This is a genomic window from Mucilaginibacter sp. P19 (assembly GCF_050632265.1).
In the GTDB taxonomy this organism is placed as follows: Bacteria; Bacteroidota; Bacteroidia; order Sphingobacteriales; family Sphingobacteriaceae; genus Mucilaginibacter; species Mucilaginibacter gossypii.
Genome location: NZ_CP192586.1, coordinates 6,207,136 through 6,229,323 on the forward strand (window position 1 = coordinate 6,207,136; position 22,188 = coordinate 6,229,323).

A 22,188-nucleotide genomic window follows, 5' to 3' on the forward strand; every position below is an offset into this window, starting at 1 on the left:
TTAGTTACATACAGGACATCCGGGCGAATGCTGTAATCATATTTTTAGGTCTTATATTCATTTGTACACTGATGACTTTCAAATCCATTATTTCCCGTTGTAGTTTAATAGTTGTTTGTTCTTTCTTCTGGTATCATGGCGCTATAGCTCAGTTCAGTAAGGTAGAAGATATCAAGCCGGCCCCTTACCCCCAGGATGCAGCAACCCTGGTTAGAACTTATGTCAATCCGGTGCTCGCCGGGGATCATCCGGACCCGACACTCTTAAAGGTTGGCGATGACTTTTACATGTGCGGCTCCAGTTTTCATTCTCGTCCCTAACTTACCAATTCTTCATTCCAAAGACCTGTTGCATTGGGAGCTCATTTCAAGGGTTGTGCCCGCGGATTGGGATGAGTTAAAGTCCGGGGCGCCGGGTGCCGGCATTTGGCAAGGCGCAATAACCTATTTTTATGGCGTTTATCGTATTTATTTTTCAAACAGCGCAGGAGGCGGGCAATACATGTCAAGCGCCACGAAACCGTCGGGGCCATGGTCTGCGCCTGAAAAAGTTAAAACAACCCCGGATACAGGTCCTATCGGCTACGATAATTCTATTTTCGTAGATGACGACGGCACACCTTACATGATCATTAAAGCCAGTCAGACAGCTAACCGCATACAGCAGATCGATCGTTCTGGCCACCTGACAGGCAAATTGATTAACCTGGACTGGATCAATCACGACAAGAAATACAGCTGGGCTGAGGGCCCTGTGATGTGTAAGAGAGACGGCTGGTATTATTACTTCATGGCTGGTGATGTTACAGGCGGGCAGTATGTACTTCGTTCAAGATCACTTACTGCGGATTCAGCGAAATGGGAGAACCTTGGAAAAATATTCGCATTTTCAAAAGATCCGGATAACAGGTTCAGATCAGTCAATCACATGTCGTCTCCATTTCGGTTAAGTGACGGTACCTGGTGGTGTATCGCGCAAAGTTACGATGCACCCAAAGGGGATGACTGGAGCGGCCAGGGAAGACAGGACCTGATTTTGCAGGTTCAGTGGACAGCCGACGGCCATCCTTTTGTTCCTTATCCCTCAGATATGCCCCTTACACGTCCAAATCTTACAAATAACGGCCTGGCCTGGCGCTTACCGAGGTCGGATGAATTTTCAAGTTCAAATTTGTCGTTGTATTGGCATTTTTTCAACAAGAACGCTGCTCAACAGTATTCAGTCACTGACAATAAAGGCTGGCTTAGGCTTAAGCCGAAAATTGGCAGGACCCACATTCTGCAAAAAGAGGCGGGACATTATTATTCGCTCGTTACGCGGGTAAGGCTGAATGCCCTGGCATCAGGGCAAGAGGCGGGGATTTACCTTGCTTCCGGCAATGAATCGGTAAACGTGCGTCTTTGTACTGGGTTTGAAGAAGGCAGAAAAACATTCAATTTCGCGATGGGCGGCCAGTCGTTCAGCACAGAAAACAAAATTGGGGAAAGCGTATGGCTGAAGCTGGAGCGAAAAGCGCATGAGCTAACCGGTTACTACAGTTCTGATGGTCTGCAATGGCATCAAATCGGTACGGTCATCAATGCAAGTGAACTGGACAAAGCCCAGCCTAATTTTAATTCGTGGGTAGGTACCAGCCTGGGCCTTTTTGCTGAAGGCAGGGAAGCGGATTTCGATCTTTTCGTTTATAAAGACGGTTATTCGGAGCAGCCTTTAGCAGGCGCCAATAATTATTGGGGCGTTACGTTATCTCAGGTTGATGGCGCTATCTTAAATAATGATGCCGGAGGTTGGGTGATGTTGGGCGGAGTGGATATGGGGAGAGGGGCAAACAAAGCAACCAATATTTCTTTGACCGCCGCGGCGCTTAGTAACGGCAGCGTTGAAATATGGATCGATGACCTAAACAAAGACGGCAGGAGAATCGCGGTTATACCGGTTAAAAGTACAGGCTCATTGAATAAATGGTCGGCCATATCTGCAAAGATACCCGCCATTGCCGGTCAGCATGATCTATATGTCAAGATAAAAGGATCTAAGAATGCTTTGGCAATAAGATCATTATTGTTTAAATAAGCTGCCCCAAACTAATTAATCATAAAGGCAGGCGTTCTCAGTGCTTTCCGATTGCCATCCATGGGCGGAAAAAAGATAATAAATTAATTAGCTACGGTCTTTAGTTTAATTGAAGGCCGTAGCTTATTCTAAATTTATTTTGATTTAAACGGGTCAATCAGGGCAATACTGCCGTCTGAACGATGGTAAAGCGGCGTTACCTTAACATTTCTCAGGTGTGTTTTGCCGGAGATTTCCGTGTCGTGGTAAAACAGGTACCATTTTCCTTTAAACTCTACGATAGAATGGTGCGTGGTCCAGCCCTGCACCGGTTTCAAAAATATTCCTTTATAGCGGAAGGGGCCGAATGGCTTATCACTTGTAGCGTATGCCAGGTAATGCGTGTCACCTGTAGAGTAGGTGAAATAGTATTTGTCTTTAAATTTATGCATCCAGGGCCCTTCAAAAAAACGCCTGTCATGGTCTTTTCCCAGCAGCGGGCGCCCGCTCTCGTCCAGGATAATAACATCCTTCACCGGCCCCTCAAATTGCTTCATATCCGAACTTAGCCTGACCACTTTACAGCTGAGCGCCGGGGCATCATCGTTCTGAAGGTCGGTTTTGGAACCGTTGGGCTGGTATTTACCCGTGGCCCATTGCTGTAACTGACCTCCCCAGATACCGCCAAAATACATATAACTTTGGCCATCCGAATCTGTATAAACCGCCGGATCGATACTAAAACTGCCTTCAATTGGTTGTGGTTCGGCTTTAAAAGGCCCGGCGGGATCTTTGGAAGTAGCAACGCCAATACGGAAAACATCTTGTTTATCCTTCACCGGGAAGTAAAGGTAATATACGCCATTTTTGTAAGCACAATCCGGCGCCCATAGCTGCCTTCCCGCCCAGGGGATATTTTTTATATCGAGGGCTACCCCGTGATCGGTTACCGGCCCGTTGATATGATCGAGCGAAAGGATATGATAATCCCTCATCGCAAAGTGATCGCCGCTACCGTTGTCGGTTACGGCTGTGTCAATGTCATGAGAAGGGTAAATATAAATTTTACCATTGAAAACATGTGCGGAGGGGTCTGCGGTATAAATCGATCTGATGAGGGGAGGAGATAAAAATATTTGTTTTTCTTTTGTTTGGGCGGCGGCCTGACTTACGGTGAAAACCGCCGCCATGAGTGTGCAGATAAGTTTAAATTGGGTTTGTTTCATCTTTGTTAATATTGTTTTCCAAAGGCAGCAGGCAGGGCATTTATACTTCGATGTTTAATTTGACGGGGCTGGATAGCCCCGGTTGTCCAGCATTTTTTTCATCATATCGCCGGCCAATTCCCTGTTATATGCTTATAGCGAAATAGCTACTACAAGCCATCTTATTAATTACTCAAATAATGCGGTATGTTTTACCTGCCAGGGTTGGAAGGTCATATAAATAACTTTTCGGGAGTTTTACGTTTAGATCTTTATCATTTTTTTGATAATGGGTTGCGCGATGTCGGTGATACGATAGAATCCATTGCTGTTAACACCGTTTGCTTTTTTAACATCCGGTTGTTCAGCAGTTCGTTAACACGCAGCCGGCAATTCCCGCCAAGGGCCGAATGTATAACGAGCTTTGTTAGGTGACGGCCTGACCATGCCAGGTCTATCTTGAATCCGCCACGGGCCATCAGCCCGTTTACACTGCCTTTATCCCAGTCGTCGGGCATAGCAGGCAACAGGTAGATTGCAGCATCATGGCTTTGCATCAACATTTCGGTGATCCCCGAAGTGCAGCCAAAATTGCCGTCAATCTGAAATGGGGGATGTGCGTCAAATAAATTGGGATATGTGCCTCCGGATCTGGTCATGACTGGTTTTATCTGGTCTTTGATTAGCTTGTAAGCGTGATTGCCATCCAATAACCGGGCCCACAAATTAATCTTCCAGGCCATTGACCAGCCGGTAGATACGTCACCGCGGTATACCAATGAATTTTTGGCCGCGGCGAATAATTCCGGATGTATAAAAGGAGATATCTGGTTCCCCGGGAAAAGTCCGTAAAGGTGCGATACGTGGCGGTGATTGTCAGTTGGCCGGTCAAGGTCGTCCAGCCACTCCTGCAATTGCCCGTACCGGCCCACCTGCATTGGCGGCAATTTTTCGCGCAGCGCTTTCAGCGAATCGGCAAATGTTTTGTCCGTATTCAGGTCTGCCGCAGCATATATAACATCTGTAAATAAGCCATATACCAATTGGTTATCCATCGTGGTCCCGGCAGCAACCGACACCTCATGGCTCCCGGTTATGTATTCGTGCTCGGGCGAAACGGACGGGCTTACGACGAGCCAGCCATGATCCGGTTCTTTTTGCAGCACATCAACGAAATAGGCAGCGGCACCTCTCATTACCGGGTAATATTGCTTCAGAAATTTTTTATCTCCTGTGAAAAGATAATGTTCCCACAGATGCTGGCATAGCCAGGCATTTGCGGTTGGCCATAAACCCCAGAATGCGCCGTCCACTATACCGGTAATCCGCCAGATGTCTGTATTATGATGAAGCATCCAGCCCCTGGCCCCATACATCTGCCTGGCTGTTGCCTTACCGGTTACGGAAACATCTTTGACGAGGTTAAATAAAGGCGTGCCCAGCTCAGACAGCTGGGTGGCCTCAGCCGGCCAATAGTTCATTTCAGTATTGATGTTGACGGTATACTTACTATCCCACGGGCCTTTCAGTTCCCCGTTCCATATGCCCTGGAGGTTGGCCGGTTGTGATCCCGGTTGTGACGAACAGATCAGCAGGTAACGCCCGAATTGAAAATACAGTTCGGCCAGTTGGGCGTCGTTGTTACCTGCAAAGTTTTGTATCCGCACATCTGTGGGCAGCTTGATCGCATTTGTCATGCCCAGGTCCAGTTTTATTCGGTTAAAGTACGATTGATAAAACCTGATATTAGATTGGCGCAGGGTATTAAACGATTTGGTACAGGCAGCCTGCATATCGTTGCGGGCCCGCCCAGGCGCGTTTCCTGACAGGTCGTGATAGTTGATGAAATTAGTGCCGATGGAGAGATAAATAGTCGCCGTGTCCGCATGGGCGATGGTCATCCCGGAAGTATCTGTTTGTATAGTACCCCCATGATTTTTTGCACGGGCGATCATGTTAAACCTAACCTGGCCTTTTTGATTTTCGTGATCGCTGCTTTTACCTGAAAGAACGATTTCCTGGTTAGCTGCGGTAAGCTCTTGTACAAGCGGGCTCTGGAGCCTTACCTTGCAATTGATCATTCCCGGTTTATCAGCACTCAGCCGTACCAGTAACACATGTTCTTTGAACGACGTAAAGTATTCCCGCTTATACTGAACACCTCCCGAGCTGTACCGTACTGTAGCTGTGGCATGTTCGATATCCAGGTCGCGGTAATAATTGCTAACATCTGTCTGGCCGGGAAAATTGATATACAAATTTCCGGCGAGTTGATAGGGCATGCCGCTGTTGCCCTTCGGGCCGAGATATTTATTGGCAGCCGCCTGCGCCTCCAGGTATTTTTTTGCGCCAAAAGCACGCGTACTTCTTCAATATGAGGCTTAGCGGCCGAATCAATGTTGTTGTTAGGGGCGCCTCCCCAGATGGTAGATTCGTTGAGCTGGATGCGTTCCTGCTGTACGCCGCCAAAGACCATTCCACCTATAAAACCATTCCCTATCGGCAGGGCCTCATTCCAGTTGGTGGCGGGCCTGGTGTACCATAGCCTATAACGCAGATCCCGAAGAGCGGATTGACTGTTTTGGCCCCAGGCAACGGCACAAAAAAGGCCTGCAATTATTGCTAAAAATGTCTTTTTCAATTTTATCAGTTTAGTTATGACAGGGGTATACAAGCCCGTGCCGGTTTGCAAGTCAGTTTATTGGGTTATAGCGGCAAGTCACTTTTTTAAGTATGGCTGCTTTTTTCTTACAATATATTGACTATTAGCCTTATGAACAATATTTTATCCCCGGATTAATTATCCCGATTGATTTTCGAACAAGCTCCGTTTTAAAGAAAACAGGGTTCGCCGAATAGGCCTGCGCAATACAATTGCGCAAATGTTAAACCGGAAAGCTGCATTAAGCCGTATAAATTGCCCCTCAAACACGAGAAAGATCATCGAATAATTTATGCAAATGCTGTGCGCTAAGCATTACCGACCGGAAGAAATTAAGAGGCTGTTCACAATTGAACAGCCTCGTTAAAAAATCATTATTTCTCCAGCTTAGTAGCCCGGATTCTGGTAGGCAGCCTTATCAGCAGCGCTCATAACCAATGCATCTATTTGCCCCTGCGGAATAGGGCGAAGATAGAGATGTGAGTCGATGGAACGTGTAACTTTAACCGGCGTATGGTCACCAAAGGTGGTTCCTGCAATTGTAAAGGAAGCAGCAAGTTCCCCCCACTTTTGTGTCCGTACCAGATCGAACCAGCGGCCGCCTTCTGCATAAAATTCCTGGAACGCTCCGCTAATACATAGTTCATGTCGATAATTGCGGGCGTAGCCGCCATCATAGCCTGGCTATCGTCTTCAATCTTTACTACATTACCATTATTATTGAAACGCCACTTGCCTGCGCGTGCCCGCAGCACGTTAACGAGTTCACGTGCGGATTTTCCTGGTTTAACAGTGGCGCCTTTAACTGCTGCCTCTGCTGCGATCAGGTATAGCTCCGAGAATTTTGCAATTGGATAAGGACGCGTACTACCGGCATTTGGCTGTCCCAAACCTGTGCCGTTATCTGTACGATAAGGCCCCAGTTTCCAGAGTCCCGGATAAATTATCCGGCTTATATCGCCAGGGTTGACCACCCAATCTGATCTACCTGGCAGCAGCCCGGCACCAACATTCCCGTTTCCTTTGGCATATACCACGTTCGGATCGTCATTATCCAGGAACGAGAGTATCGCGCCCCCTGTGCAACGGGCAAGCCGTTGGCGTTAGCTAAGGTCTGGGCCGTATTTCCGCCCTTTTGCCAGTTTCCGCGATATACGGTTGTGAAAGTTCCGTCATATCGTGAATCGTTCACTTTATCAGCGAAAGTGTTTTTCAGTACTTCAACAGTAGGGGCCATACGAACCCAGGGCCGGCCCAAATGTTGATCTGCCTCACGCAGAACAGAGTTCACCCCGCCACTGATTATGTTGGGATAGTTCCAGGTCATCATCCAGCCGGCAAAGTTATCCGGAGCGCCGCCGCTTCCGTAGGTCAAACTCGAACCGTTATATTTTTCACTGCTTTGAGTATGGTCTGCATAAAGCACCATTTCGCTGTTACGGTCGTTTGTGCCAACATTCACATCGTAAAATGTTGGCTGTAATTTGAACGAGCCCGGATTATCAATTGCGGTGGTGGCGATATCGTAGGCGTTTTGAAAATACCACGCAGCATCGTGTCCATTGGGATCTGTCCGGTTACTTGCAGGGTAGGTCGGGATACTATTGGGATTTTGCAACCACCATGCATAAGTTAAATAGGCCTTAGACAGGAAAAGACGAGCTGCCGTTTTGGTCAGTCCGCCGGTTACCCGGCCGGTTTCCGGCAAATCATTGATCGCCTGCAGCAGATCCGGGAAAATCGCCTTTGTATAAACTTCGGGTACGGTATTACGCACTGAAGTCCTTGAAGGCGTGATATTAAATTTCAACGCTCCCGAACCCAGATCAAGCGGTACGCCGCCGTAGGATTGCACCAGCAAAAAATAATCAAATGCCCTGAAGAAGCGGGCTTCAGCAATCAGAGCGCTGGAAATCCCCACGGCACTGGCGTTTTCGATTACACCGCTGGCAGTGTTGATGTCTGTAAAAGACTCGCCCCATATGATACTGGTAGGATAACTGGTTGAAGATATGATACCGACGCCTGAGCAATCCAGGTCTTTGAAGTTTCCGTCGGCGCTCTGGCCCCATGTAGCTTCATCGGTACCGGTAACACCCGAATTATAGTAATAAGCTTGCCCGTAAATATTACGCAGGTGCGCGTACATGGCTGTTAATCCCCCATTTACACCCTGTACCGTTTTAAAATATTCCGGGGTGAAGGAGGAACGCGGTTGTTCATCAAGCACTTTTTTACATCCCGTAGATAAGACCGTTAGCAAAAGCGTGGATTTTATGACGCTTTTTATCTTTAAAGTTTTCATGTTGATAATGTTAAAATGTCAAATTCAATCCAAGTACATAGTTCGTGGTCGAAGGGGCGTTGCTGCCGACTGTCAGGAATCTTCTTAGACTGTTTGACAGGGGCACCGCCGCGTTTTCATTACCATAAGAGTTTGGTTCAGGATCCATCCCGGACTCTTTATGATAAGGCGAGAAAAATACAAAAGGATTTTGCACGGTGAAGTAAGTGCGCAGGCGCATGTTCGCGTGCTTTGAGAGCAGCTTGCTGAAATCATAGCCAAGCGTCATTGTCCGGATTTTGAGATAGGATGCATCAAAGTAACCGAGCGTACTGCCATATTTCGGATTATCGCCACTCAGGATGCCGCCTGGTTTCGGATATTTTGCTCCTGTGTTATCCGGCGTCCAGTAATCTTCCTGAACGTTATTACTGCGGCCTGTCATCAGGTTCAGATAGCCACCTGAGCCGTACAGGCTACTGATGAGCGTGCCCCCTTTCTTAAAGGCACCTACAACACTAAAATCAAAGCCTTTATATGCCACACGCGTATTAAAGCCGCCTTCGAATTTAGGATCAACATCAATGATCTGACGATCGGCAGCCCCGATAGCCCTTGTTGGCTGACCGTTGGCGTCATAAGTACCGGTATACAACACTTTGATCATGCCCACATTTCCGCCCGGTTCAAGGGTGCTCAGGTAAGGGTCGCCAGACTGCCACAATCCTATTTTCTTGTAATCGTATATGGCGTTTATATTATGGCCCACGAACCATGCGTTGCCCTCATCACGTGTCTGACCTGAAGCAAGCGCCACAAGTTTATTCCTGTTTCCATAGATATTAATACCCAAATCCCAGGTAAACCCGTTTTTATTGATGAGCGTACCATTCAAACTTAACTCAAGCCCCTTGTTCTGAGTCCGCCCAACGTTTGCTGTATAACTTCCAACCCCTGCGGTAGGCGGCAGCCCTACGCCCAGTAAGATGTCGTTTGTGTTTGTAACATAATATTCAACAGTACCTGATAAGCGATGTTTAAACAAAGAAAAGTCTATTCCATAGTTCCATGTCTTGGAATATTCCCAACCTAAAGTTGGACTTGGAAGCTGGGTTACATAATAGCCCGTCGCATAGTTTGTGTCGCCGAAATTATACTGACGCGTACCCAAAGTACCTAATGTCTGATAAGCGTTTACTGCCTGGTTTGAGGTTTGCCCAAAGCCAGCGCGCAGTTTCAAATTATCTATGACCGAAATGCCTTTCATGAAAGACTCGTTCATGATATTCCAGCCTGCTGAAACCGCAGGATAAGTGTGCCATTTATGACCTGGAGCTAAACGGGAAGAGGCATCCGAGCGCACGGTGGCAGACAGCAGGAAGCGGTCATCGTATGAATACATCACACGCCCCATGTAGGACATCAGGCCGCTCTGGCTGTAGTTGCCGTTGCCGATTGTGATTTCGCCGGTTGCTGCACCCAAATTATAAAACTGGAAAGCATCAGCTGGAATATCTTTGGCCGACATGCTGGAAGAATTGTACCTGGTTTGCTCGGTAGAATACAGGGCCACGACATTTATGTTATGCTTTTGAGCGAAAGTATGGTCGTAGGTCAGCAAATTTTCAACCGCCCAGTGATATTGGGCTGAGTTGCTTACGCCCGCTGTTGACGGCGTTGTAGGCGTGGCACTGCCAATCCCAACTCCGGTATAATTGCCGTTGTTGCTTTGCACATAATCGAGACCAAGGTTTACCCTGTATTTCAGGCCTTCTACCCACGGAATTTTTACTTCGCCATAAACGGAGTTGTATGTGGCGTAATTTCTTGTTTCGTTGAGCCATTGATCGTGGAGGTTATTGATGATGCCTTTGGTCAATACGAAACTTTCGGACAGTGGCGTTTTAACGGTTCTTTTCAGGCTTCCGTCCGCATTATAGGGATTGGCAAGGGGCGAAAGTCCCAAAACACTACCAACGCCCACCTGGCTGCCTTCAGTAAGGTTATAGTTATTGTTAGTGGTAAAGCCAACTTTAACGTATTTGCCTACATTCTGGTCAACAGATCCTCTCATGGAGTAGCGGGTATATTGCTGCGTGGGAATAAGGCCCTGATTTTTATAATAGCCGCCGCCGAAATTATATGTACCCGTTTGGCTGCCTCCGGAAACACCTACGTCATTACTGAAAACCATACCGCTTCTGTAAAAAAGCTTCTGCCAGTCGGTATTAACATCGTCCGCTTCGTCTACGGCGTTGGTATACAGGCCTGCCGCTTTACGTAGTTTTAAAAATTCGGGACCGGTCATCATCGGGTACCTGGCGAAAAGTTTTTGCTCCCCATAATAGGCGTTATAGGTAATTTTCGCAGCTCCTCCCACCTGGCCCCTATTCGTGGTAATAAGTACAACGCCGTTTGCTCCCCTCGAGCCATAAATAGCTGTGGCGGAAGCATCCTTAAGAATATCGATACTTTTAACGTCGTTAGGGTTAATATCTCCAAGAGAGCCGGTAAAAGGGATACCGTCAAGTACGATCAAAGGATCATTGCTTGCAGTAAGCGACCGTTGGCCCCTGATCAGGATCTGCATCGTTGCACCTGGTTTTGTAGAAGTTTGAGAAACCTCTACGCCGGGTAACCTGCCTTGTATAGCCTGGCTGATATTAGGCGCTGGAATATCACGGATGCGTTCGCCGCTGATCGACGCGACTGAGCCTGTTACAGCTTCCCGCCTTTGGCTACCATAGCCGATAACGATCACATCGTTAAGGCTGTTACTGCTTTGGCTAAGACGAATGGATAAATGGGATTCCCCGTTAATCTGGATTTCCTGGTCGGCATAACCAATAAAAGTCACAATAAGCGCCTTCTCGGTTGGAGGAACAGTTATGGTGAAATTGCCGGCAACATCGGTTACTGACGTTGCTTTAGCTGTTTTTGCCCTTACGGTAGCGCCCGGTAAAGGCAGACCCTTCTCATCGACTACGGTACCGTTTATTTTCCTGCCTTGCCCAAATGCTGTAAGGCTGGAAAGCAAAACCGCCAGCAGCAGCAAGAATGGTTTCTTTTGAATAGTTTGTAATGATTTTTTCATAATTCAGGTTTAAAAAAATTGAAGTTTTTGTGCCATGGAGCAATTCGCCCAGGTTTGAATTTTATATGCTTCCCGTCCGGGCCTCTAATCAGGTTTTTCATTTTATAGTTTGTTAAATCAAAAAGGTAACTTTATTATGACCAGCTTCGCAATCGATTGCGAAATTGATGGTGACATAATGCGGACCTTAATCCGGACGATATCAAATAAATCAGAATGTTTTTTTTAGTTTATAAATTGTATATGGCGGCAGGAATGCCCTCATAGCTATGCCGAAGATCATCGCTTTAAAGGGATTAGGGTAGGACAAATCGCAAAATTCGTGATACATTTGTTCAATGATGCCATTATGGGTGGTTTCTGCAGTGTTGCCGAATTACTTTGCCTTGAGAGTCTGACCACCCGAATATCCGGAATGCTGCTTCCGATACATGACCATTGTATAAAAAGATGGCTGCGGAGCTATAGGACGCCTTAAATTGCAGGAGTGGGCTTGTTTTTAGACATATTCCTTTTGATGATCATGTACTCCGACGGTAACATGCCGAAGCGTGTTTTAAAGATCCGCGAAAAATAACTGGGTGTGCCGAAGCCTGTGATATAGGCGATCTGAGCTACATTATAATCACTGATTTCCAGCAACTGGGCTGCTTTGTCAAGTTTGACGTTGCGGATGTACTCCACCGGGGTTTGCCCCGTAATTTCCAGAAGTTTGTAATAAAGTGATCCCCTGCTCATGCCCACATGCCGGCTCAGTTCTTCAACTGACAGCCCCGGCTCACTTAATTGATCTTCTATATATTTCATGATCGAATTTAAAAGCTTTACGTCGGCCGACTCCATTTCAACCTGTGGGCTAACCATCTGTATCTGCCTGGAATATGTATCCTTTAGATTTTTGTTCAGGTCAAGAAGGTTATCGATCTTGGTTTGCAGGATTTGGAAATTAAAAGGCTTCGTAAGATAGTCATTAGCGCCTGTTTTGAGGCCTTTTAACTGATGCTCTTCCCCTGTTGTTGCCGTTAATAATATTACAGGGGTATGGCAGGTGCGCTTATCGGCTTTAATTTTTTTGCTCAACTCAATCCCATCCATGTGGGGCATGTTGATATCACTGACAACCAGGTTAACATGGGCGCCAAGTGTTTTTTGCCATCCTTCTTTACCGTGGGCCGCCTCAATAATATGATAGTATTTTTTCAGGTGATCCGACAAATAGGAGCGGAATTCGTCATTGTCCTCTACCAATAGTACGGTTGGCTTTAGTTCAGGGTTTTCATTGCCGGTCTGCCTGTCTTTAACGTTTTTTCCATTAGAAACGGGAGGTGTTTCGCAGGTACCGGCCTCCACCGCAGCGGTGAGCGGAAGCCTTACTAAAAAGCTTGTTCCCTGTCCCGCTATACTTTCCGCCTGAATGGTGCCGCCGTGAAGTTCTACAAATTCCTTGGTTATGGAGAGGCCTATGCCGGTACCCTGGTTGACTATTGCACTGCTTTGGCGCGATTGATAAAAGCGTTCAAATATTTTTTCGAGATCATCGGCCTGTATACCAATTCCGGTATCAGTAACCTTAAGCAGCAAGCCTGTGCTCAACAACGAACTCTTTTCAGTCCGTGCGCTTACAGAAACCACCCCGCCGGCAGGGGTGAATTTAAACGCGTTAGACAACAAGTTGAAAATAACCCGCTCCAGTTTATCGGGGTCAAAGTAAGCCCGCACCTCTTCCTGTTGCACATCAACTTCCAGTGTAACCTGTTTTTTTAAAGCAAGATCCTGAAATGCTTCGCACGACTCGGTGATAAAAGACATAATCTCTCCCGCCGAAAGGCTGAGCTTCAACTTTTGCTCTTCCATTTTACGAAAGTCAAGCAACTGGTTGACCAGGTTGAGTAACCTGCGACCATTTCTATTGATCATTTTCAGATCCTCGATGTCATTCCCCGGAACAGATTTTTCGAGCAGTTTTTCGACCGGGGCCAGGATCAGCGACACCGGGGTTCGAAACTCGTGGCTTAGATCCGTTAAAAACTTTATTTTCAGCACGTCCAGCTCATGCAAACGTTCAGCTTCCCGCCTTTCCTGTTCAATAAGCTGACTAACTTGAAGTTTCTCCTGGGCCTGCTCAAATTGCCTCCGGATCTTCTGAATACCACGTCTCCTTATGAAAAACAAAGCCGATCCTAAAATAACCACGTAAGCAATATAGGCATAAACTGTTCGCCAAAACGGCGGCAATATAGTTATCCTGATCGTCGTCACCGGGTTATTCCAGTGGTTTTCATCTTTACTGGCCATCACCTCAAAACTGTATGTCCCGGGATCAATATTGGTATAGCTGGCTGTCCGAATATTTTGAACATAATTCCAGGCTTTATCAAAACCTTTTAGCCGGTAAGCATATAAATTCTGTTTAGGAGATGTATAATCCAGTGCCACATAGCCGATGGAAAAATTTTGGCCATATTTCAAAGTGACTTCTTTTGCGGTACTGATATGCTCATGAATCGGCGACTCATTTCCCGGATTTACTATCGCATTATCAACGGTTAAATTGCTTAGAATTACCCGTCCGGGACGAGAGACAACCGGTAATCTCGATGGATTAAAAAAATTAAAGCCGTCCTGACCTCCAAAATAAAGATTGCCGTCCCGGGTTTTAATTCCTGAGCCTGAAGAAAAAGCTCCTTGCTGTACGCCGTTTTCGTTAGTAAAATTGCGGAAAACCCTTCTTTTGTAATCAAACGAACTGATTCCGCGATCTGTGCTTAACCACAGGAAACCTTTATCGTCTTGCAAAATTAATTTTACGAAGGAATTAGCCAGGCCCTGATCTTCACCGTAAGAAATGAATTTTTTTGATTTTCGTCAAAGTAGCTAATCCCCTGTTTGGTGCCAGACCAAACACTGCCGTCATTGGTTACAAATAAGTTCAGTACCACGTCGTCGGCCAGTGCCGAATTTTTTTATTGTAATGCGTCCACTTTTGATGCTCAGTATCAAGCACTACAATTCCAGTTCCCATCGAAGCAATCCACATGCGCCCGTCCCGGCCCGGAATAACAGAAGAAATAAAACCGTTAACGGGTAAACTCCGGCTCTGGCCGCCGGCCCCGTTTTGACTTGTCAGATGTGAAAATGATTGGCTATTTTCATCATATATATCTATTCCCCGACCCAGTGTACCTATCCAAATTCTGCCACTCGCGTCGGCGTTAATACAAGTAATATCATTGCTACAAATTCCATGACCATTGCCGTCAGCTGTATATTGTACATATCTATGAGTAGCGGTGTCGATTCGGAAAAGCCCGTTATGGTAAGTTCCCGCCCACAAGTTTCCTTTCCTATCGATATAAAGTGATGTTACGGCCAGTGAGCTTCCGCGGCGTTTCAACTTACTTTGTATATCATACGAATGCAAAAGACCTGTCTTTTTGTCGAGCAAAGCAATACCTGCGTCGGTCCCTACAAAAATGTCACCGCTGCTGCATTCCGCGAAAGCGGTTACAAGCGGCGATTTTAAACCGAGAGGATCGAAAGGGTCACTTTTCTTGTGATTGAAGAGTGCAAGATGAGGGTCGTATTTTCCGATCCCTTCGGTAAAAGTTCCAACCCAATATATACCTGCAGGGTCAATAAATATGCTGCGTATGGAATTGCTTTTCAGGCTGCCCGCATTCCTGGGATCTGCGGTCAATTGTTGAAAAACCTCCAGTTGAGGATCGAATAAATTGACCCCACCCTCTGTTCCGATCCAGATCTTTCCGTCTTTAGCCAGGCACATCGTGAAAATTGCGTTATTGTCCAGACCCAGGGGCGATTGATTGCCAGAACGAAAAATTTCAAAATGCCCGTCATCTGTCCACTTGTTCAGCCCGTCGTACGTACCAAACCAAATGCTGCCTTTTCTATCTTCAATGATTGCTTTAACCGTGTTATTACTTAACACGTACCTGTCCTGCTCATTGTGCGAAAACCTTTTGAAGGAATTTGATGACCATTCATACAGGTATAACCCATAATTGGTACCAACCCACATCCGCTGTCGACTATCTTCGAACAAAGAGAGCACGACAAACGCGCCCGCGTCCTTTTTATCAGGTTCCGGAATCTTAACAGGCGTAATTCTGCCGGTTTTCGGATCGATTATCCGGAGGTCTTCATAGGTGCCTACCCATAATTTGCCCTGGTGGTCCTGGCAAATAGCCCTGACTGATATGTCTGAAATTTCTGGCCAGGAACCGTCTCCCCTGAAAGGCTCGAATCGATCAAACTTGCGGTTGTAATAAGAAAGCCCCCTCCGCTGGTACCAACCCATATCCGCCCACTTTTATCTTCAAACATTGACAAAACTTCGTTGGAAGGAATACTATTACCAGATGCGCCATGCCTGTAAATAACGAAATTACTGCCATCGAATTTATTAAGCCCGTTTCCCGTTCCAAACCACATCAATCCAAACCGGTCTTTTATAATGGTATTTACGGTATTCGAAGACAATCCTTCTTTTATTGTAATAGATGTAAAGTTTATAGCAGCCTGTCCATAAATTTGAGATGGGACGCACAAAAAGAGCAGGCATGTCAATATATAACAGCTTTTAAACTTAAGCATGATTAAAATTTGATGAATAGTCACTCGCAGCAACCAATAAAGGCTTCAGTAATTTATTTTAATTGGTGTTGTTTTGACAAATATAACCCGGTTGATGCAAATATCATTGTTAATTTATGACTATATGGTATTTCCAGGCTTATCCTCAAAGATTTCGTCCTTTTATCAGGCGGCTGCGGGTCTTATCGCCATCATTTTTGGGATATCCCAGACTGTTTAAAAACGTATGTAAAAAAGAAAATCCGCCGATTTCTTGCGAAACTCGGCGGATTTTGCGAAAAAGATGCGGAGATCGGATTATTCAGGGCCTCAAAAACAACTCCCAAACACGGTTTTTGGGCTCTGAGAGTAGTTTTGTGCCCTCAAGCGCATGGAATATAATGGCCAAGACCTCCGAAATATCCATATACTTGATCTAATCGAACGCGAAAAACTTTTATTCAATTGCATTTGCGTGGATCTGCTTCAACGCTGATAGTCAAAACTCCGCCGCCAAATTAAGGCAACATGATTTCTGCAACATTGCGTTGGTTATAAAGATTCCAATGCGCTTCTGCCACCTCTGCTGCTGTTATCGTTGGCATTCCATCCGGAAAATCCCCTTTGTGTTTACCCTCACTTACAACCAAAGCACCAATTGACACAATACCAGCAAAAATGCCGTCCTCTTTCAGGTCCATGTTGAGCAACCGCGCATAATTTAATAAAGCGCCTGCGGCAACGCCGAAGCTGGCGGTTCTGTTTACTGGATGCTGGGCGGAGGATGCCGTAGTAAACAAGACGCTACCGTCTTTCCTTTCCAGCATTTGTGGGAGTACAACCTGCACGGCAGTTATTGCAGCGAGTACCTGGTAGTCGAGATGATATTGTTCATTTGCTATATCTATATTCCGGGCAGTCCGCATACTTTCCCAGGTGGGGGTCGGACTGAATTCCAATATATCAATTGCTCCGTAATGGTGGATAACCTCTTGCAGCGCGCTGGTCAACTGCCCCCGGTCTAATATATCGGCCTGGAAAGTTGCAGCCTCAATGCCTTTTTTTAACAGATCGTCTTTCAGCGCATTTAGTTTTTCCACATTTCTCGCAAGCAGCGCAACATTGTAGCCTTCAATTCCGAATTTTTCTGCCACGGCAAATCCTACACCCGGACCCGCACCCACAATGGCTATTGTTTTTTTCATCTTTATTCTTTTTGTTTTTTCATTGATCGGTTAATTTGTACAGTCATTACCGGGCGCACAGGTATTACCCTGTCTAACATGGATCAGGCCGGGGTTGTCCTTCTTCCATTCAGCGTAAGCAGTTTGCAGTACTTTAAGAATTTCAGTACCAGGCTGAGCGCCAGCGATGGCATATTTGCGATCTATTACAAAGAAAGGAACCCCTTTTGCCCCCAGCCTGGATGCTTCTGCACCGTCGGCTTCTACCTGATGTTGAAAAACAGGATTGGTGAGGGCTTCTTTTACCTCTGTAGCCGTCAGGCCTATACTGATTCCAAGTTCTGTTAGAACCGCATCATCAGAAAGATTCTTGCCCTCTGTGAAATAGGCATAAAACAGTCGTTCTTCTGCTTTTTCTCCCAGTCCCTTTGTTTTTGCCATTTGGATAATACGATGCGCTTTCAGCGAGTTAGTGACAAGCATTTTATCGAACTGATAGTCAAGACCTGCATTCTCAGCCATCCTTGCTACCTGTTCATGCATGGCAACTGACTGGTCATAGCTGATCCCTTTACGTGCAGCCACAAACTGGTACATGTTTTCCTGATACCGCGGCACTTCCGGCATGGCAGGGTCAAGCCGGAAACTTTTCCATTCTACCTCTATATCATCCCTGTCAGGAAATTTTGCCAGGGCAGCCTCAAAATTTCTCTTGCCGATATAACAAAACGGGCACATCACATCGCTCCAGATCTCTATTTTCATTTTTCAGCGTTTTGCGGTCACCGGATAGTTTAGTTTTCTGAAATAATAGTAGGATACACATAGTATGGCAAACGGGATCAGCGGTGCTGTACCTTTTGCAGGGCCATCAGCGAGCCAGTGCCCCAGGCTTGCGGAAAGCAGCAATATTCCGAAAGCGACATAAGCCCATTCTTTGAACATAACGGGTACGGCGGGGATGAGGATAATTATGGCGCCAACGATCTTACAGATGTCTAATTCCAGACCAAAGTAAACCGGGAAGCCAAGTCTGTGTATGGACTCTATTAAATACGCTTTCGGGGCAAAATAGGACGGCAGCACAATCAGCGCCATGGCGATAATGATAACTATCCAATAAATTCTTTTTTCTTTCTGCATGGTTCAAATATTTACGGCACAAAATTATTTTGAAGTAACTTTATAAATGTTATCTGTTACCCTTTGGAAACCGGTTTCCTCTATGAAACTAAGCCGCTAACCATAAATCGACCATCGTAATTTTGCAGTATATGAATACAAAAAAGCAAGCCCCGGAAATACCTGATTGTAAAGAGCAATTGATTGCGATAAAGGATACAATGATCTTATTATCTGGGAAATGGAAAATTCAGATTATCGGATGGCTTCTGCTATATGGCAAGGTGCGGTTTATGGATCTGCTGCGTGGAATAGATGGTATTGCTGCCAAAATGCTTTCCAAAGAGTTACAGGAACTGGAGCAAAATCAAATAGTAGTCCGGACCGTGATGCCTACGAAGCCGATAACGGTGGAATATGAGTTAACAGAACATGGTAAGACTTTAAGCGGAGTAATTGAAGCTATTTCGGCCTGGGGAGTTACGCATCGTAAATTCCTGTTTAAAAAATAAGCTAAACAGGAATTCTATTATGCATACTGACGCCAACTAAGTTGAAACCCTTAGGATCCTTTCCGCTTTGTCGAGCATAAGCCCATTTTGCGGCAAATACCTAAAATACACAAGACCTTTTCATCTCTATTAATGGTTACAAAGATCAACGCCGAAAGTGCTTTGTCGGTTTATCATTTAGGCGCGTTGATTGATTACCTTGAACAATTGGCCTTAAGCCTTCTGGAGCAACCTCTTGCATGCTTTTTTCATGAAGAACTTTTCAGAAAGCTTTATCTAAGCGATTTTAGCCTGTTTTGGTGGTGAATATGACGTAATTTTTGAAAAAAAATTTCTTGAATAAGCCCCCAAACAACCTGATAAAGCACAAAAAAAGCATTTACAAATCGTAAATACTTGATTATCAAGTGGATAATATCGGATTATTCAATACCTCCAAAACAACACTCAAACGCTGTTTTTGAGGCTCTGAGAGGTTTTTTTGTTATGCATTTTCGTGTTTTTGGCTGACTTTTGTCAGAGTTTCTTCGAGATAAAAACGATTAAAATCGCAGTTTTTAATACTGTAAAAGCGGTTTTTGAAGATCGTTCAAAAAAAGTCTTTCACCAGATTAAGAATTATTTTCAATTTTTCACCGTTTTTGAGTGTGTTTTTTTATGAAAAAATGACCTATTAACCGGAAATATTTTGCCAACTTATGACGTGATACTTTGTTCTCTTTTCATTTTCAGGTCCACCATAAATCAGCGTCTTATTTACCTTTGCAGGAGCTGCAATTTCTTCAAACCGATCCATTTCCTTAAACAAAGCGGTACTTATAGTTTGTGTTGCCTTTATCTCAAAAATGGAAAATTTTTGACCCTCTTTCATTAGCAGATCAACCTCATGAGCATTACTATCCTGCCAAAAATAATAATCCTGATGCAGGTATAAATGGTGGTTCTGTTTTTGATATTCCGCCAGGATCATGTTTTCAAATATGTGCCCTTTCAATCTATTTTCTTCCAGTTCTTCGGTAGTTCTTGTTCCCAATAAGTGATTTAAAAGGCCAGTATCATAAAAATATAATTTAGGACTTTTAATCAACCGCTTATTAAAGTTTTGATGGTAAGGCTGCAAAAGAAATACAATGTAGCTACTTTCAAGTATAGACAGCCAGGCTTTGGCGGTGTTATGTGAAATATCGCACTCATTAGCCAAGGCACTAAAATTCAGTAATTGCCCCGCACGACCAGCACACAAACCTAAGAAGGTACGAAATAGCTTAAGGTCCCTTATGTTCATTAATTCTGTCACATCTTTTTCAATGTATGTCTGAATATAATTAGCATAAAAAATAGCCGGATCAATATCCCTGTCAAATATGGCCGGATAAAATCCTTTGATGCTTGCCTGCGTGTATGAATTTTCTAATAAACCTGTTCGTTTTAACTCCGTAAAATCTAACGGCAGTAATTTGAATAAAGCAACCCGGCCTGCCAGAGTTTGTGTAATATTATTTAACAGATGGAAATTTTGAGAACCTGATAAGATATATTGCCCCATCATTTTAGATTCGTCAACCCTGCCTTGTATATAAGAAAACAGTTCCGGCACCCGTTGCACCTCGTCAAGGATAACTTTCTGGTCATACTGATTTAGAAAACCAATCGGGTCATCCAAAGCAAACGAGCGGGTATTGGGGTTTTCAAGACTTACATAGCGGTAATCACTGAACAACTCTTTCAACAAAGTAGTCTTACCTGATTGTCTTGGTCCGGTAACAGCCAATACCGGAAATTTGTTTTTTGAGCCTTTATAATAGGCGAAATTTGTCTTTGAATAAATTTGCTCATAGCTATAAATCTAAGTAAAGGTAAGAATTACTTACAATTTACATGGGTTAAAATTACAAAATACATAAGGATTACTTACGATTTGCATGAATAAAGTAACGCATCATACTTTTGTATGTAATCCGATTTACTATCTGAAAATAATGGGTATTAATTAGTTTCATAAATTTGGAGAAAGCTAAATGAAAGATGACCGATTAAATTTATACAAGTCCCTATTCAAAGGCAGGGAAGATGTATTTGCATTAAGATGGGAAAAAGGTGGTAAAAGCAGCTATATGCCAGCTTACAATTTTGATCCCCACCGATATAGGTTGCATCAAATGAAAGGCGGTACTTTTCAAACCTTTACTGATAAAACATATCAATCGTTAACAGATGACCATTTAATAAAACACCTTAAAGGCGAACAGGTTATCGGCTTGTACCCATTGTTACAAGATAACACTTCCTGGTTCATTGCGGCAGATTTTGACGAGGCGAATTGGATTGAAGAATGCAGAACATTTATTAAAATTTGTGAGGAATATGATATACCAGCTTACTTAGAACGCTCACGTTCCGGCAAAGGCGGTCACGTTTGGATGTTTTTTGAAGCGCCTTATGAAGCATTCAGAAGCAGAAAGATAATGATGACGTTGTTGCAGAAAGCAGGTTTAATTTCTGTATTCGATAAAAACTCAAGCTTCGACCGGCTTTTCCCCAACCAGGATTATCATTCAAAAAAGGATTAGGCAACCTTATTGCTTTGCCTTTAAATAAAACGAGTTTGAGTAATGGCAATAGCTGTTTCATTGATCCCGAAACCTTACAGTCATTTGATGACCAATGGGCTTTTTTAAAAACAATCAATAGGATCACTACAAGCCAACTCAATTATATTTATAAAGAGCAAACAAATCAAGATGAAATTTCTACAGGACTATTTCGAAACGAACAACCCATTACAGGAAAGTTGGCAATTGTGTTGCGTAACGAAATTCATATCAGCCGTATAGGTTTACCTGCCTCACTTGTTGCTTTTCTAAAAGAAGAGCTAAACTTTGCCAACAATGAGTATCAGGTAAAAAAGAACATCAACAAAAACACATTCGGTGTAAAGCGTTATTTTAAATTGGTTAACGAAACGTCAGAATCGATTTCAGTTCCAAGAGGTTTTATTGGAAGGTTGTTGCGTTTCTGTAAAGAGCAACAAATTGAGTATGTTCTTCAAGATCAAAGGAAAAAAGCAGAACCTGTTAATTTCAAAGGCTCAATAACACTACGGGAGTATCAATTACCCGCGCAGCAAGCGGTTTCTAAAAAGGATTTTGGAGTTATAGTTGCTCCACCCGGCTCTGGTAAAACGGTTTTAAGTTTAGCTATCATAAAAGATAAACAGCAACCGGCACTCATTTTAGTTCACCGTAAGCAGTTGGCCGATCAGTGGATAGAACGAATAGAATCTTTCCTGGGTATCCCTAAGGAAAATATTGGTCGCATCGGTCAGGGAAAAAAAGGCCTGGTAAGCATATTACTGTTGCCATGGTCCAAAGTATGGAAAAAGCATTGGAATCAACAGAGGCTATGGAACTAATGAATGCTTTTGGTACCATTATCATTGATGAATGCCACCATATACCGGCGGAAACCTATCAGCGGGTT

Annotated in this window: 14 protein-coding genes and 4 pseudogenes; 4 read left to right on the forward strand and 14 right to left on the reverse strand. The window is 44.5% G+C overall.

Features of this window, described 5'->3' with window-relative positions:
- Positions 1–276: 276 nt before the first annotated feature.
- On the forward strand, positions 277–2,073 hold the full coding sequence (locus ACQ86K_RS30485; RefSeq protein WP_431199333.1) for a family 43 glycosylhydrolase: 1,797 nt from the start codon (positions 277–279) through the stop codon (positions 2,071–2,073).
- 134 nt (positions 2,074–2,207) lie between these two features.
- Here ACQ86K_RS30485 and ACQ86K_RS30490 read toward each other — a convergent pair whose 3' ends face one another.
- The 13 genes and pseudogenes from ACQ86K_RS30490 to ACQ86K_RS30550 all read right to left on the reverse strand — a co-directional run bounded on the left by ACQ86K_RS30490 (position 2,208) and on the right by ACQ86K_RS30550 (position 18,217).
- The gene (locus ACQ86K_RS30490; protein ID WP_091169641.1) at positions 2,208–3,278 is read right to left on the reverse strand and encodes a glycoside hydrolase family 43 protein; all 1,071 of its coding nucleotides are present in this window, start codon (positions 3,276–3,278) and stop codon (positions 2,208–2,210) included.
- A 254-nt stretch (positions 3,279–3,532) separates the two neighbouring features.
- Positions 3,533–5,158, reverse strand: coding sequence for a glycosyl hydrolase family 95 catalytic domain-containing protein (locus ACQ86K_RS30495; RefSeq protein WP_431200965.1), 1,626 nt, complete (start codon positions 5,156–5,158; stop codon positions 3,533–3,535).
- A pseudogene (locus tag ACQ86K_RS30500) lies at positions 5,159–5,949 on the reverse strand (glycoside hydrolase family 95 protein); the annotation flags it as partial.
- Between the two features lie 357 nt (positions 5,950–6,306).
- A pseudogene (locus tag ACQ86K_RS30505) lies at positions 6,307–6,956 on the reverse strand (RagB/SusD family nutrient uptake outer membrane protein).
- Positions 6,872–8,224, reverse strand: coding sequence for a RagB/SusD family nutrient uptake outer membrane protein (locus ACQ86K_RS30510; RefSeq protein WP_431199334.1), 1,353 nt, complete (start codon positions 8,222–8,224; stop codon positions 6,872–6,874). Before ACQ86K_RS30510 ends, ACQ86K_RS30505 begins: the two are co-directional and overlap by 85 nt.
- Positions 8,225–8,234: 10 nt before the next feature.
- Positions 8,235–11,297, reverse strand: a complete 3,063-nt coding sequence (locus ACQ86K_RS30515; RefSeq protein ID WP_431199335.1) for a SusC/RagA family TonB-linked outer membrane protein — start codon at positions 11,295–11,297, stop codon at positions 8,235–8,237.
- A gap of 474 nt (positions 11,298–11,771) precedes the next feature.
- The gene (locus ACQ86K_RS30520) at positions 11,772–14,093 is read right to left on the reverse strand and encodes an ATP-binding protein (protein ID WP_431199336.1); all 2,322 of its coding nucleotides are present in this window, start codon (positions 14,091–14,093) and stop codon (positions 11,772–11,774) included.
- Between the two features lie 8 nt (positions 14,094–14,101).
- On the reverse strand, positions 14,102–14,236 hold the full coding sequence (locus tag ACQ86K_RS30525; RefSeq protein ID WP_431199337.1) for a hypothetical protein: 135 nt from the start codon (positions 14,234–14,236) through the stop codon (positions 14,102–14,104).
- Positions 14,227–15,615 carry a ligand-binding sensor domain-containing protein gene (locus tag ACQ86K_RS30530; protein ID WP_431199338.1) on the reverse strand — a complete coding sequence of 463 codons (1,389 nt, stop codon included), beginning with the start codon at positions 15,613–15,615 and terminating at the stop codon, positions 14,227–14,229. Before ACQ86K_RS30530 ends, ACQ86K_RS30525 begins: the two co-directional genes overlap by 10 nt.
- Positions 15,616–15,629: 14 nt before the next feature.
- Positions 15,630–15,911: pseudogene (locus tag ACQ86K_RS30535) on the reverse strand (two-component regulator propeller domain-containing protein); the annotation flags it as partial.
- Positions 15,912–16,408: 497 nt separating this feature from the next.
- The gene (locus tag ACQ86K_RS30540) at positions 16,409–17,095 is read right to left on the reverse strand and encodes an SDR family NAD(P)-dependent oxidoreductase (RefSeq protein ID WP_091169630.1); all 687 of its coding nucleotides are present in this window, start codon (positions 17,093–17,095) and stop codon (positions 16,409–16,411) included.
- Positions 17,096–17,125: 30 nt separating this feature from the next.
- Positions 17,126–17,839 carry a DsbA family oxidoreductase gene (locus tag ACQ86K_RS30545; RefSeq protein WP_091169625.1) on the reverse strand — a complete coding sequence of 238 codons (714 nt, stop codon included), beginning with the start codon at positions 17,837–17,839 and terminating at the stop codon, positions 17,126–17,128.
- Between the two features lie 3 nt (positions 17,840–17,842).
- Complete coding sequence (locus tag ACQ86K_RS30550; RefSeq protein WP_091169623.1) at positions 17,843–18,217, reverse strand: DoxX family protein; 375 nt, start codon at positions 18,215–18,217, stop codon at positions 17,843–17,845.
- 131 nt (positions 18,218–18,348) lie between these two features.
- Here ACQ86K_RS30550 and ACQ86K_RS30555 point away from each other — a divergent pair, with 131 nt between their 5' ends.
- Both ACQ86K_RS30555 and ACQ86K_RS30560 read left to right on the forward strand, forming a co-directional pair.
- A complete protein-coding gene (locus tag ACQ86K_RS30555; RefSeq protein ID WP_091169620.1) occupies positions 18,349–18,708 on the forward strand; it encodes a winged helix-turn-helix transcriptional regulator in 360 nt (119 codons plus the stop codon).
- Positions 18,709–18,840: 132 nt separating this feature from the next.
- Positions 18,841–19,014: a hypothetical protein gene (locus tag ACQ86K_RS30560; protein WP_176844487.1), complete on the forward strand. Its 174-nt coding sequence runs from the start codon at positions 18,841–18,843 to the stop codon at positions 19,012–19,014.
- A gap of 367 nt (positions 19,015–19,381) precedes the next feature.
- Here the strand turns inward: ACQ86K_RS30560 and ACQ86K_RS30565 are convergent, their stop codons facing one another.
- Complete coding sequence (locus ACQ86K_RS30565; protein WP_431199339.1) at positions 19,382–20,479, reverse strand: ATP-binding protein; 1,098 nt, start codon at positions 20,477–20,479, stop codon at positions 19,382–19,384.
- Positions 20,480–20,726: 247 nt separating this feature from the next.
- On the opposite strand from ACQ86K_RS30565, the pseudogene ACQ86K_RS30570 reads away from it, so the two are divergent.
- Positions 20,727–22,182, forward strand: a pseudogene (locus ACQ86K_RS30570) (TOTE conflict system archaeo-eukaryotic primase domain-containing protein); the annotation flags it as partial.
- Positions 22,183–22,188: the final 6 nt, after the last annotated feature.

What these genes read in the sequence shown, in the direction of transcription:
- ACQ86K_RS30485 (WP_431199333.1), top strand. Translation starts at nt 277, where the DNA reads ATGACTTTTACATGTGCGGCTCCAGTTTTCATTCTCGTCCCTAACTTA.
- ACQ86K_RS30490 (WP_091169641.1), bottom strand. Translation starts at nt 3,278, where the DNA reads ATGAAACAAACCCAATTTAAACTTATCTGCACACTCATGGCGGCGGTT.
- ACQ86K_RS30495 (WP_431200965.1), bottom strand. Translation starts at nt 5,158, where the DNA reads ATGACCATCGCCCATGCGGACACGGCGACTATTTATCTCTCCATCGGC.
- ACQ86K_RS30510 (WP_431199334.1), bottom strand. Translation starts at nt 8,224, where the DNA reads ATGAAAACTTTAAAGATAAAAAGCGTCATAAAATCCACGCTTTTGCTA.
- ACQ86K_RS30515 (WP_431199335.1), bottom strand. Translation starts at nt 11,297, where the DNA reads ATGAAAAAATCATTACAAACTATTCAAAAGAAACCATTCTTGCTGCTG.
- ACQ86K_RS30530 (WP_431199338.1), bottom strand. Translation starts at nt 15,615, where the DNA reads ATGGGTTGGTACCAGCGGAGGGGGCTTTCTTATTACAACCGCAAGTTT.
- ACQ86K_RS30540 (WP_091169630.1), bottom strand. Translation starts at nt 17,095, where the DNA reads ATGAAAAAAACAATAGCCATTGTGGGTGCGGGTCCGGGTGTAGGATTT.
- ACQ86K_RS30545 (WP_091169625.1), bottom strand. Translation starts at nt 17,839, where the DNA reads ATGAAAATAGAGATCTGGAGCGATGTGATGTGCCCGTTTTGTTATATC.
- ACQ86K_RS30550 (WP_091169623.1), bottom strand. Translation starts at nt 18,217, where the DNA reads ATGCAGAAAGAAAAAAGAATTTATTGGATAGTTATCATTATCGCCATG.
- ACQ86K_RS30555 (WP_091169620.1), top strand. Translation starts at nt 18,349, where the DNA reads ATGAATACAAAAAAGCAAGCCCCGGAAATACCTGATTGTAAAGAGCAA.
- ACQ86K_RS30560 (WP_176844487.1), top strand. Translation starts at nt 18,841, where the DNA reads ATGGTTACAAAGATCAACGCCGAAAGTGCTTTGTCGGTTTATCATTTA.